General features: G+C 56.9%; 9 protein-coding genes. 5 read left to right on the top strand and 4 right to left on the bottom strand.

Features of this window, described 5'->3' with window-relative positions; translation table 11 throughout:
• Positions 1 to 4: 4 nt before the first annotated feature.
• The gene (locus BLX89_RS20620) at positions 5 to 6,304 is read right to left on the bottom strand and encodes a HAMP domain-containing protein (protein ID WP_075292856.1); all 6,300 of its coding nucleotides are present in this window, start codon (positions 6,302 to 6,304) and stop codon (positions 5 to 7) included.
• 105 nt (positions 6,305 to 6,409) lie between these two features.
• Here BLX89_RS20620 and BLX89_RS20615 point away from each other — a divergent pair, with 105 nt between their 5' ends.
• The 3 genes from BLX89_RS20615 to BLX89_RS20605 are packed head-to-tail and all read left to right on the top strand — an operon-like array spanning position 6,410 to position 7,445.
• A complete protein-coding gene (locus tag BLX89_RS20615; protein WP_143523707.1) occupies positions 6,410 to 6,919 on the top strand; it encodes a hypothetical protein in 510 nt (169 codons plus the stop codon).
• Positions 6,916 to 7,185: a DUF5985 family protein gene (locus BLX89_RS20610; protein ID WP_143523706.1), complete on the top strand. Its 270-nt coding sequence runs from the start codon at positions 6,916 to 6,918 to the stop codon at positions 7,183 to 7,185. The genes BLX89_RS20615 and BLX89_RS20610 overlap by 4 nt, the downstream gene beginning before the upstream one ends.
• Positions 7,182 to 7,445: a DUF5985 family protein gene (locus BLX89_RS20605; protein ID WP_075292854.1), complete on the top strand. Its 264-nt coding sequence runs from the start codon at positions 7,182 to 7,184 to the stop codon at positions 7,443 to 7,445. Before BLX89_RS20610 ends, BLX89_RS20605 begins: the two co-directional genes overlap by 4 nt.
• Positions 7,446 to 7,841: 396 nt before the next feature.
• On the opposite strand, the gene BLX89_RS20600 is transcribed toward BLX89_RS20605, so the two are convergent.
• Positions 7,842 to 10,010, bottom strand: coding sequence for a bifunctional diguanylate cyclase/phosphodiesterase (locus BLX89_RS20600; RefSeq protein ID WP_075292946.1), 2,169 nt, complete (start codon positions 10,008 to 10,010; stop codon positions 7,842 to 7,844).
• 409 nt (positions 10,011 to 10,419) lie between these two features.
• On the opposite strand from BLX89_RS20600, the gene BLX89_RS20595 reads away from it, so the two are divergent.
• Together BLX89_RS20595 and BLX89_RS20590 are read left to right on the top strand one after the other, a co-directional pair.
• The gene (locus BLX89_RS20595) at positions 10,420 to 11,595 is read left to right on the top strand and encodes a zinc-dependent alcohol dehydrogenase (protein WP_075292853.1); all 1,176 of its coding nucleotides are present in this window, start codon (positions 10,420 to 10,422) and stop codon (positions 11,593 to 11,595) included.
• 30 nt (positions 11,596 to 11,625) lie between these two features.
• On the top strand, positions 11,626 to 12,189 hold the full coding sequence (locus BLX89_RS20590; protein WP_342587605.1) for a hypothetical protein: 564 nt from the start codon (positions 11,626 to 11,628) through the stop codon (positions 12,187 to 12,189).
• Positions 12,190 to 12,380: 191 nt separating this feature from the next.
• Here BLX89_RS20590 and BLX89_RS20585 read toward each other — a convergent pair whose 3' ends face one another.
• Positions 12,381 to 12,614, bottom strand: a complete 234-nt coding sequence (locus tag BLX89_RS20585) for a DUF6894 family protein (RefSeq protein WP_075292850.1) — start codon at positions 12,612 to 12,614, stop codon at positions 12,381 to 12,383.
• Between the two features lie 180 nt (positions 12,615 to 12,794).
• Positions 12,795 to 13,112 (bottom strand): hypothetical protein, encoded by a 318-nt coding sequence (locus BLX89_RS24405; RefSeq protein WP_143523705.1) that lies wholly within the window; start codon positions 13,110 to 13,112, stop codon positions 12,795 to 12,797.
• Between the last annotated feature and the right edge of the window lie 76 nt (positions 13,113 to 13,188).

Genomic DNA, 13,188 nt, shown 5'->3' with positions numbered 1-13,188 from the left:
TATCCTACCGGTGTAGCCACATCCGGAGAGCCGACAAGAGCTGCTCGGTATTGACCGGTTTTGCTAGATAGTCCGAAGCGCCGGCTTCCAGACATTTCTCGCGGTCTCCCTTCATCGCTTTGGCCGTCAGCGCAAGGATTGGCAGGCGACGGAAGGTCGGGTCCGCACGAATAACCTGCATTGTCTCATAACCATCCATCCCCGGCATCATGATATCCATAAGGACGATGGCGACCGAGGGTTCATTTTGAAGCACTGCTATGGCTTCGCTGCCGGTGGTTGCCGTCAGCACCCGCATGCCACGGCGTTCCAAGACGCTGCTGAGTGCGAAAATGTTACGGGCATCATCGTCGACCAGCAACACGGTTTCGCCAAGCAGATCCTCATCGGAACTGTGTAACTCTTCAAGCAGCGTCTGCTTTGCTGGTGGCATGTCGGCGACCACGCGATGCAGGAACAGCGCTGTCTCGTCGAGCAGGCGCTCGGGCGATTCCACCCCCTTTACGACCACGCTACGCGCCATCGTGCGGAGCCGGGCATCTTCCTCCGGAGACAGCTCCCTACCCGTGAACACGACCACGGGAACTTCACTTATCTCTTCATCGTCGCGGATTTTCTCGAGAACCTCGAAACCCGACATGTCAGGCAACGACAAGTCCAGCACAACGCAGTCGGCGGTTCCCCCCTTAAGAGCGGCCAAGGCATCTGCGCCTGTGGACACGCTCTTTATATCGATATCATCGTGTCCAAGTAGCGCCGTAACGCTCACGCGCTCTGCGTCGCTGTCTTCAACGAGAAGAAGGGTTTTTCGTCGAGGCTGGACATAGGTCTTGAGCCGCGAAAAAGCTTTTCCGACGCCATCACTGGTCGTCGGCTTGGTCATGAAGGCGAAGGCACCGCGGGTCAGACCATGCTGCCTGTCTTCGTCGAGGCTGATGATCTGGACGGGTATATGGCGGGTTGAAGCCTGCTGTTTGAGCTGGCTAAGAACGGTCCATCCCAGCATGTCGGGAAGGAAAATGTCGAGAGAGATCGCGGCCGGCTGGTATTCCTGCGCCAGCGCGAGTGCCTCACTGCCGCGGCTTGCAACGACGGCTTTGAAGCCGCTGTCATGGGCGAGGTCGACTAGCACCCTGGCATAGTGGGCATCGTCCTCGACGATCAAAAGGATCGAATCTCCAGCTTGAAGCTTTTGGCGATCGTCTTCTACCTGTTCGACCGTTTTTTCGGCGCGGCGCGCGGCAGCGGCTTCGGCGAGTTGAACGACGTTGGTTGGCTCAGGCCCGGTTTTTGCAGGCGCTGACGCTGCACCGACATAAGTCAGAGGTAAGAACAAGGTAAACGTGCTGCCGACGCCAGGGGCGCTGCGCAGTTGGATCTCGCCGCCGAGCAGGTTGGCCAACTCGCGACTGATGGCAAGACCAAGTCCAGTACCGCCATATTTGCGGCTCGTGGACGCGTCGGCCTGTTGGAAAGCCTCGAAGATAAGCCTCTGCTTTTCCGTCGGTATGCCTATGCCGGTGTCCGTCACCTCAAAGGCGATGACAGATGGAGAGTGCTTGAGCGATGGGTGGTCTACCGTCCATCCTTCCGCCGGGGACGTAACACGCAGCGTCACACCACCTTGTGCTGTAAACTTGAATGCATTGGACAGCAGGTTCTTGAGGATCTGCTGGAGGCGTTTGGAATCCGTGATGATGCTTCTCGACACCTCCGGCCCCACCTCGACGGAGAACGACAGATCACGGTTGTCCGCTTCATGCCTGAAAGGCCGTGACATCATTTCGAGAAGGTTGTTGATGAAGATTTCCTCAGCATCGACAGAAACGGTCCCGGATTCGATTTTTGACAGATCGAGGATGTCACTGATGAGGTTCAGGAGATCGGTTCCCGCCCCATGGATCGTTTTTGCAAACTCGACCTGCTTGGTTGAAAGATTGCCATCGGGATTATCCCCCAGCTGCTGGCCGAGGATCAGGATCGAGTTGAGCGGCGTACGCAGCTCGTGCGACATGTTTGCCAGGAACTCCGATTTGTACTTCGACGTCAAGGCAAGCTCGGTCGCTTTCTCTTCGAGCGCGTGACGTGCCTGTTCGATTTCCTGGTTCTTCGCCTCGACTTCGACATTGCGCTCCTCAAGCTGTTGCGCTTTCTGCTCCAGCTGTTCGTTGGTCTGCTGCAGTTCGCGCTGTTGCGTTTGCAACTCTGTCGCCAGCTGTTGCGACTGCTTCAACAGACCTTCGGTCTGCATCGTCGCCTCGATCGAGTTGAGAACAATACCGATCGAGGTGGTCAACTGGTCTAGGAAAGTCAGCTGCAGATCGGTGAAGTCGCCAGCAGAGGCAAGCTCGATGACCGCTTTTACCTGCCCCTCGAAATGAACAGGCAAGACGATCGCGCTTCTCGGCAGCGCGGAGAAGACGCCTGAGCTGATCGGCACCACATTCTCGGGAAGATTGGTTACCAGAATGCGGCGCGTATCGACCGCGCACTGACCGACAAGGCCCTGCCCGAATTCCAGCCGCGGAGGATGCGCGGTCTCCAGTCCATTGGCATAAGCCGAGAGCAACGAGAGCGACGGCACGGACTCATCAGCATCGACCTTATAGATGACGCCTTGATGCGCGCCGACGAGGGGTGCCAGTTCAGACAGAAGCAACTTGCCGACCAGCGTCAAATCCCGCTGGCCCTGCAGCATGTTGGTGAAGCGCGCCAGGTTGGTCTTCAACCAGTCCTGCTCGGTATTCTGGTCGGTGGTGAGACGCAAGTTGCCGATCATCGTATTAATGTTGTCCTTCAGCTCAGCCACTTCGCCGCGTGCCTCGACCTGGATCGAACGTGTGAGGTCGCCCTTGGTAACGGCTGTCGCGACCTCGGCGATGGCACGGACCTGGGTGGTAAGGTTCGCAGCCAGAAGATTGACGTTGCCTGTCAGGTCCTTCCAGGTCCCGGCTGTGCCCGGCACATTCGCCTGGCCGCCGAGCCGCCCTTCGACGCCCACCTCTCGCGCCACAGTGGTGACCTGATCAGCGAAGGTCGCAAGAGTGTTCGTCATGTTGTTGATGGTCTCGGCAAGTGCCGCAACCTCGCCCTTGGAGGCGACCGTAAGGTTTTGCTTGAGGTCCCCGTTGGCGACCGCGGTGACCACCTTGACGATGCCGCGCACCTGTTCTGTCAGGTTGGCGGCCATGACGTTCACGGTATCGGTCAAGTCCTTCCATGTGCCGGCAACCCCAGGCACTTGCGCCTGTCCGCCCAGCTTTCCTTCGGTTCCGACCTCCCGGGCAACGCGCGTTACTTCGCCGGCGAACGCATTCAACTGGTCCACCATTGTGTTGATGGTGTTTTTCAGTTCGAGAATTTCGCCCTTCACATCGACGGTGATCTTGCGCGAAAGGTCGCCGCGCGCCACCGCGGTCGTCACTTCAGCAATATTGCGGACCTGCGTGGTGAGGTTTGCCGCTAGCAGGTTGACGTTGTCGGTCAAATCCTTCCACGTACCGGCAACCCCCGGCACCACGGCCTGGCCACCCAGACGGCCATCCGTACCCACTTCACGCGCCACGCGGGTGACTTCACCTGCGAATGAACGAAGCTGATCGACCATGGTGTTAAGCGTATCCTTGAGCAGCAGGATTTCGCCACGCACGTCGACGGTGATTTTTCGGCTGAGGTCGCCATTGGCGATGGCCGTCGCGACCTCAGCGATATTGCGCACCTGCGCGGTCAGGTTACCCGCCATCGAGTTGACCGAGTCGGTCAGGTCCTTCCATGTACCGGCAACACCGGGCACTTGCGCCTGCCCGCCAAGCTTTCCTTCCGTCCCGACCTCGCGGGCGACGCGTGTCACTTCGCCTGCAAATGCGTTCAGCTGATCCACCATGGTGTTGATGGTGTTTTTGAGCTCGAGAATTTCGCCCTTCACATCCACAGTGATTTTGCGTGAAAGGTCGCCCCGCGCGACGGCAGTCGTCACCTCGGCGATGTTGCGGACCTGACCGGTCAGGTTGGACGCCATGGAATTGACGTTTTCCGTCAGATCCTTCCACGTTCCCGCGACGCCCGGCACCTGCGCCTGACCGCCAAGCTTCCCTTCCGTGCCGACTTCGCGCGCCACACGCGTGACTTCCGAGGCAAACCGGTTCAACTGATCCACCATGGTGTTCAGCGTCTCTTTCAGCTGCAGAATCTCGCCTTTCACATCGACGGTAATTTTGCGAGAAAGGTCGCCATTGGCGATCGCGGTCGACACTTCGGCGATATTGCGGACTTGGGCCGTTAGGTTGCCGGCCATAGAATTGACGGAGTCAGTCAGGTCCTTCCAGGTGCCGGCAACCCCGGTCACGTTCGCCTGACCGCCAAGCCGTCCTTCAGTGCCGACTTCGCGCGCTACACGGGTGACCTCGCCAGCAAAGCCGTTGAGCTGGTCGACCATCGTGTTGATGGTCTCCTTCAGCTCCAGAATTTCCCCCGAAACGGTCACCGTGATTTTTTTAGACAGGTCGCCCTGAGCCACGGCCGTCGCGACTTCGGCGATATTTCGCACCTGCCCTGTGAGATTCGAGGCCATCGAATTCACTGAATCCGTCAGGTCTTTCCAGGTGCCCGCCACACCGCGAACGTTTGCCTGCCCCCCCAGCTGCCCTTCGGTTCCCACCTCACGCGCCACGCGAGTGACTTCGCCGGCGAATGCATTCAACTGGTCCACCATCGTGTTGATCGTCTGCTTGAGCTGAAGGATCTCACCTTTTACATCTACGGTAATCTTCTTGGATAGGTCACCACTGGCGATTGCGGTCGAAACCTCAGCGATGTTGCGGACCTGGGCAGTCAGGTTCGATGCCATGGAATTCACATTGTCGGTCAGGTCTTTCCAGGTTCCGGCCACCCCCGGCACCTGCGCTTGTCCACCCAGGCGTCCCTCAGTGCCCACTTCCCGCGCCACCCGCGTGACCTCGCCGGCAAAGCCGTTGAGCTGGTCGACCATCGTGTTGATGGTCTCCTTCAGCTCAAGGATTTCGCCTGAAACCGACACGGTAATCTTCTTCGACAAGTCGCCGTTCGCGATCGCTGTTGACACCTCCGCAATGTTACGAACCTGCGCGGTCAGATTTGACGCCATGGAATTGACGTTGTCGGTCAAGTCTTTCCAGGTGCCGGCTACTCCGGGCACTTGAGCCTGACCGCCAAGACGCCCCTCAGTACCCACTTCGCGCGCCACACGCGTCACTTCACCGGCAAAACCGTTGAGCTGGTCGACCATCGTGTTGATGGTCTCCTTCAGCTCAAGGATTTCCCCCGAAACATCCACTGTGATCTTGCGTGATAGGTCGCCACGCGCAACCGCCGTTGTCACCTGGGCGATGTTGCGCACCTGTGCCGTCAGGTTGCCGCACATAGCGTTGACCGAGTCCGTCAGGTCCTTCCATGTGCCCGCAACACCCGGAACAAGTGCCTGGCCGCCAAGCTTTCCTTCGGTACCAACTTCTCTGGCGACGCGAGTGACTTCCGATGCGAAAGAGCGAAGCTGGTCCACCATCGTGTTGATAGCTTCCTTGAGCTGCAGGATTTCGCCTCTCACGTCGACGGTGATTTTCTTAGAAAGGTCGCCATTGGCGACGGCGATCGTCACTTCTGCGATGTTTCTCACCTGCGCCGTCAGGTTGGAGGCCATGGAGTTCACGCTCTCCGTCAACTCCTTCCAGACCCCAGTCACCTCTGAGACCTGAGCCTGTCCGCCAAGTTTGCCGTCGGTACCCACCTCGCGAGCAACGCGCGTTACTTCCGAGGTAAAGACGCTCAACTGCTTGATCATCGTGTTGACGATTTCCGCAGAGCGAAGAAATTCCCCCTTCAGCGGTCTCCCATCGACGTCGAGCGGGACTGTCTGAAGCAGGTCGCCTTTGGCGACGGCGGTAACCGTTCTGGTCACAGCAGCCGTAGGCCAGACAAGATCATCGATGAGCGTGTTGATCGAGACTTCCATGTCCGACCACGAGCCGCCTGCCAGCCCTAGACGAACCCGGGTGCTTGTCCGCCCGTCCCGGCCTACGACCTGGCCGACATTTTCGAGCTGGGAGGCCATTTTTTGGTTGGCGGCGATAATATCGTTGAGCGTATCGGCGATCTTACCGGTTATGCCCGTCAGGTCCGAGCGCATCCGGGCCGTGAAATCGCCATTGCGCATGGCAAGCAGCGCCTCAAGAAGCGCGCGAGCATCGCTGCCCTTAATTGTCGCCGCCGCGCGCTCATCAAATCCGTCCGTATTCTGATCGCGCTGAACTTCGCTGCCTTGCCTGCCCATTGAAAACCCCTCCACTCAACGGGCCGTAATTAGGGCGGGTGGAGAATAAATCCATGGCGTCATTTCCAGCGTCATCTACCGTACGAAACGCGCCCTAAAATTTTTATGAAGACGACGCGAAAACAGCGACGTTTCTTGCTGAACCGACTGGTACTTTGCGCTGCGCCCGCACAATTTCAACGCGACGGGTTGATCCGATCGCCGCGAAATTTTAAACCGTTGGGGATGACGCAAAGCGTGCCGCCCGAATCGAACTTTGTCGAGATGGTTGAGAACTGTCTTGATTCGGTGTGGTCGCTGGACATGCTGCTCCTTGTTTATTCTCAACCAGATCGCGTCTGGACAAAAACAGATCTGGTAATCGAACTGCGAAGCAGCGACCTGGTGGTCGCACAATCGGTGCATTGCCTGGGTGGCGCAGGCCTCTTGGTGGAGTTGGATGAAAAGACTGTCCGCTACGCCGCCGTATCGCCTGACCTCGCTGCATTTGTAACAAAATTGGAGGAAGAATACCGCGCTCGTCCCAACTACATCAGACGCATCATTTTCGGGCGTACGAGCGCTAAGCTCACGTCATTCTCGGACGCCTTCCTTTTAAGGAAACCCCCTCGGTGAACCAGATCGTTCAAGTGGCTATCTACCTTCTATGCCTCCTCACGAGCGGCACCTGTTCATGGCTGCTAATAAGAGGGTACCGGCGATCTCAAACCCGCCTTCTGCTTTGGGCAGGCCTCTGCTTTACATTTCTCTCGCTCAACAACCTCGCGGTGTTGTTTGACATCTTGATCTTCCCCGAGATCGACTTCCAGATCTGGCGTCATGGAGCCTCTTTGGTAGCCGTCAGCGTATTGCTGTTTGGCCTCGTTTGGGAGTCGGAATGAGCACGTTTGCTTTCGTCTCTGGCCTTATTACGATGGGTTTCCTAGTTTCCGGATTGTTCTTCATCCGGTTCTGGGCGCGAACCCGCGATGCGCTTTTCGTGGCCTTTGCCGCCGCGTTCTGGCTGCTGGCCGCCAATCAGGCCTTGCTTGCGCTTTCCAATCTGCCAGTTGAAGAACGAAGCTGGATTTATCTCCTACGTCTTGCCGCGTTCATCTTGATCATCCTTGCGATCGTATTGAAGAACCGGCGTTCGGTGTAGCGAGCGCCGAGTTTGGCGCGAGAAGTTTTTGAGGCCCCTTTTCATGATCGAGGCGGCGATGGGGCAAAAACCGCCGCTCCAGCAACTTCCGCAGCAGTGATCGTACGTTATCGGACACAGCGAAATCTAGTCTGGCGCAAGCTTCAGGCTGATATCTCGCACGCGGCGCCCCTGCTGCGGGGAAGGTCAGTACGACCGGCTACGCCATGAAGGAGTGAAAATGACTTACGACCGGGAAGGCGTTTATACGCGGCGGGTTAGACGCGCAAAGTGGATCGGGGGTTTAACCGTCATGATTGGCATCGCGGCCTTTGGCGTTAGCGACGCATTTATTTGAATATAATCGGACATAGGAAACCTCAATCTCCGGTTTTTGAACCTGAAGAAGGCTGTCGGTCATTGAGGTCTGTGGCTTGCCAATGCATCTGGAGAAGCGAAATACAAAGATGTGATTTCATCAGCGGTTTTGGGTGTACCGAAGAGAAAGCCCTGAAGCTGATCGCAGCCTGACAGTCTTACCATTACGGCTTGTTCCTCGGTCTCTACGCCTTCAGCCGTGACCGGTAGCCGCAATGCCTTCGCTAGCGCAATCGTTGCCTGTAGGACCTGCCTGTGATCCCCGTCATAGTCAAGGGCTTTGACGAGCGACCGATCGATCTTCATCCGATCGAACCCAAACTCCCGAAGGGCGCCGATGCTAGCAAAACCGCTTCCGAAATCGTCTAGCGCAATTTTGATCCCGAGGCTTCGCAGCGTCGAGAACGTACGTTTAGCGAGATCGGGACTAGCGATCAACACACCTTCCGTGACTTCAACCGTCAGTCTCGCCGGGTCAAAGCCGGCAGCTGTCAAGATGACTTCAACCTCCGCGGCGAAATAAGGGTTGCTCAACTGCAAAGGTGAGACGTTAACCGATACGCCGATACCCGGCCATCGCGCGGCTTCCGCGACTGTTTTCTTGAGGATTGAGAATCCGAGCTGATCGATCAGTCCGGCTTTCTCTGCCACCTTGATGAATACATCAGGCGGCAGGTCGCCGCGGGTGGGACTCGTCCAACGAGCGAGCGCCTCCACGCCTTTGACCTCGCGCGACGCCGCATCCATTAGAGGCTGAAACACGGCACGGACATCTCCGTTCACAAGTGCCCTGCGCAGTTCTTGCTCTAGCAACGCAGTTTTGGTGACGTCTTCATCTATCGACACATCAAATAAGACGCTGGTTCCACGTCCACGGTCTTTCGCGCGGTAAAGAGCGAGATCTGCCTGACGTAGAAGTTCAGATGCATCCAATTCCGTTTGCCGCGTATTCGACGTACCAATACTTCCACTTATCTCGATGCTCCTCCCGCCGATTACAAACGGTATTGATAAAGCACTGAGGATCAAATGGATCGTATCACGTTCAAGATCGGCGTGGCCACGACCAACCACCGCGAACTCATCGCCGCCCAGCCGAGAGATCACGGCATTGTTGGGAAGGGTTTTTATAAGCCGTTCCGCAACTGCCTGTATCAGTTGGTCGCCGACTGCATGCCCCCAAGCATCATTAACGGGTTTAAATCCGTCCAGGTCGATCATGTGCAAGCTGGTCGTTGCTGGAGCTGTCTCCAACGCTATGTCCATTTTCTCGAAAAAGCCGGCGCGGTTCAACAAGCCCGTTAAGGCGTCATGTTTCGCCCTGTAGTCAGCCGCGCGCTCTCCGCTTTTGACCGCACGGAAAATCCCATACCCGGCGACGGCAATCCCTGCGAGAAGCAGCAAGAGCATAAGCCCCGATACGATCAACACCGGACGAACGCGCACATAGCTCGTGGATCCTGGGGCCACATGGGGCCAGGCGAAATAGGCAATCTCCTGCCCCGCGATATCCCGGAGAGATGCGTGAAGAGAACGCTCATCGACAGACCTCTCAAGTGACAGGCCTGCAATCGTGAACGTTTTGCTGATATCCGCGACGACGTCCTCGGTAAGCTGCTTTGAAAATAGAAGCACTTTCAGATTGGCGAGCGTGCTGCCCTTCTCAAACTCATACGGCTGAATGGCGGCTGCGCCAACGACGGCTATGCCCTCGCGGGTTTCGATGAACGCAACCGGAAGCGCGTCGCGACCTGGGTCCGGCTTCCGTGCAGCCGACAATATCGGCTCAAGCTTCCCTTTAAAGAACCTTACGAGATCCGGGAGCGGTTCACCTTTGTGATAGGCTATGAGCGGTTCGCCCTCGGGGTCGATAACCACGGCGGTATCGTAGAGAGGATAGTCGACCGTGGTCGATCCCCAATTCTCCGTCGCCCATTCGACGGCATCTGGAGCCCCCATCTTCTCATAGGCGTCATCCCAATACGCGTTATCCCGCACGGTTGCCCCGAGATGCGTGCGTAGAGATTCAAGCGCGCCATTTGCTGCAGTAATCGCCCGCTTGTCATCAATTGCGTCCGCAGTGTCGGCCATCGAGCGAAAGGCGCCAGAAACAACAAGGCCAAGAATTGCGAGATACGTGATGATGAGAAGGCAACTGACAATCACCACTGCCAGGCGGAATTTCACGAGGTATTTGGGCGTATTCACGATAGGGCACCAGTTATTGTTGCCCGGCTGAACATGGGCCCCAGTCGGCGTCATGCCTCGTTCTACGCTGGTGACGTACGTTATCTTCCCTCTCGTTAATCCCGACTTAAATCAGCACTGTGCGATAGCGTACCAAGGGACCTTGCCAGCGGAACCTTCCTGTGCGCTTGGCCTGCCGTGGAGGCTTTAGGAGCGTCTGGCCTGACGGCCGACGGCACCTTTAACGAATGGATGGCTCAGCCGGGTGAAGAGTGGACTTCCTTCACCCCGCGCAGAGATAAAAAACTTCAGGGAACTTCTGCGAAACACTGTTGTTGGCGGCCTAGCGATGGGTCGGTGATGCGTGTCTCTTCACTTCAAGACGCAGACCACTCACCAGCGATCAACGAAACAGCGGCAGGAGATTGTGATGCGCGCACTCGTTTGGCATGGCAAAGAAGACATCCGATGCGATACTGTGTCGGACCCTGAGATCGAACATCCCCGCGATGCGATCATCAAGGTGACGAGTTGTGCGATTTGCGGCTCCGACCTTCACCTGTTCCACAATTTCATCCCCGCGATGAAGCCGGGCGATGTGATGGGACACGAGATGATGGGAGAGGTCGTCGAGACCGGCTCGCAGATGAACGGACGTCTGAAGAAGGGCGATCGTATCGTCGTACCCTTCACGATCAACTGCGGTGAATGCGAGCAATGCAAGCGCGGCAACTTCTCCGTCTGCGAGCGCACGAACCGTAACAAGGAAACGGCGGATAAGGTGTTTGGCCATACGACGGCGGGTTTGTTCGGCTACACCCATCTAACAGGAGGTTACCCTGGCGGTCAGGCCGAATATCTTAGGGTACCCTTCGCAGACGAGACCCACATCAAGGTGCCGGACAGTCTTACCGATGAGCAGGTGCTGTTTCTCGGCGACATCTTTCCGACGGGTTGGCAAGCGGCCGCGCAGTGCGACATTGAGCCGACCGATACCGTCGTCGTGTGGGGCTGCGGGCCGGTTGGTCAGATGACGATCCGCAGTGCCGTACTTCTGGGAGCAAAGCAGGTGATTGCCATCGATCGCATTCCGGAGCGGCTTTCCATGGCTGAAGCCGGAGGTGCAACGACCATCAATTTCGAGGAGGAAAGCGTTGTAGAGCGCCTCAACGAACTGACGCAAGGTAAGGGACCAGAAAAATGCATCGACGCCGTAGGTCTCGAGAGTCATGTGTCGATGGGTCAACCGGACACTCTCCTGGACCGCGCCAAGCAGATGGTGATGCTGGAAAGCGACCGGCCGCATGTCCTGCGTGAGATGATCTACGTCTGCCGCCCTGGCGGCATCATTTCGATCCCCGGGGTCTATAGCGGTCTAGTTGACAAAATTCCTATGGGTCAGGCCATGAACAAGGGTCTGACCTTCCGGATGGGGCAGACACATGTGCGTCGCTGGACCGACGACCTCGTGCGCCGCATCGAGGAAGGACAAATCGACCCCTCTTTTGTAATCACGCACACCGCCAGCCTCGAAGAGGGGCCAGAAATGTACAAGGTCTTTCGCGACAAGCGAGACAGCTGCATCAAGGTTGTTCTGAAACCGTAAGGAGATTTCGATATGATATTTCTCAACTCCATGAGCCGCCCGGCAGGCGATCCGCGGCTAATTGAGGCCGGCCCAAGCTCGTTCGGGTCCGCAGATCGACTGGCCCGCGATCTCGGCTGGTTCAGCATCGGATTAGGACTAGTAGAGCTTTTTGCAGCAGAGAAGATCACAGGCGCGCTCGGCATGCGCGGCAACGAAAATCTGGTTCGCGCCTTTGGCGTTCGTGAGGTAGCGTCGGGGATCATGACGCTGTCTGTCGATCGGCAGGCTGGGCTGCAAAGCCGCATCGTGGGCGACGCTCTGGACATCGCCACTTTGGCAACCGCCATGCGACCCGACAACCGCAAGCGCGGCAATGCGGCTTTGGCACTGTTATTAGTTGCCGGCGTGACGTTTTTAGATCTCATTGCAAAGGGCGCTATTGCAGCACGGCACCGCAGGGAAAATGGGAAGGTCCGCAGCTATAGCGACCGCAGCGGCTTTCCGCAGGGTATAGAGGCAGCGCGCTATGCCAGCCACAAAAAGCTCCAAGACAAGGAAGACATATCAGCTGGCGCAGGAAGCGGAACAAAATCTGGCGACAATGCCACCTGAGGGAGCTATATCAGGAGACTTTAAGGTGGCTCTTAGCAACCAACGGAGGCGCCCTTACTGATATCACTGGTCGGATAAAGCCACCTATAATGCGATGCAACCGTTGACCTCGAGCTTTTGCCGCAACATTGCTGTCACTTTGCAGGCAAAGGCGTTGAAGCTGATGATCGCAACGGCAGGGACCTAAAGCATCAAATTGCTGCATCCTCAATCACTAGATCCATGCGAACGGTGAAAATTGGACTGCCGGTCTCATCAAAGCCGGCGACGGCGCACGCTGACGTCTTCTCCCCTACGGTGTTATCGCTTAATGTTTGGGCTATAAATCTCACAGCCTCGGCCTTCGCAGCGGCAATGTCCGTGAACTCATATGTTCCATCGTGCTGAACGCCGCGGCCTTCATCGTACGTAAAATGGATCTTCATTTGAAACTCCGGATAACGGTATATCGTTATGGCATACTGCGGCGCCGCACAGCCTTCGCGTTCAATTAATCTTCAAACTGCTTGCGATAGCCTGAAGCAATGTTCACGTCGTTTGTGCGTTACTGAAATCTCTGGATCGTGCGCGCCGGCCTCAGACCGCCGCTCCAGCGGATCGCATCATTAGCTTTGGATCCGTAGGTACTTCATGGCTGGAAAAGTGCGCCGTCTCCGTCGCCGGGCCACGGCAAGGCCTTGGCCCAAAGCCAGAAAGGCGCACAGAATCCCTGAGAACATACAGCTAGCAATTAAAGCATTTGAAGTGCCGACGTGTTCGCGAGCATTAAGACCAAGATTTTCTGCCCGCGTTCGCAAATGACTAACTTGCTTCCTCAACCGGCTCAGCTCTTTTTCAACGTTGACATTGTGCTCTTCAACACCAACAAAGTCACGACTGACGTCGACCACGCCCTTCGGGACTGGTTTTCCAATCTCATCCATGACATCCTCCTTTTGGCCACCCAAACTAGCGCTTGCGAAGTTTGTTCCCACAAGTTGCTCGTTGCTGAGGCTGTTT

It is taken from the genome of Pararhizobium arenae, assembly GCF_001931685.1.
GTDB lineage: Bacteria > Pseudomonadota > Alphaproteobacteria > Rhizobiales > Rhizobiaceae > Pararhizobium > Pararhizobium arenae.
The sequence above is the reverse complement of the archived record's forward strand: the minus strand, read 5'-3'. Positions and strand labels throughout refer to the sequence as shown.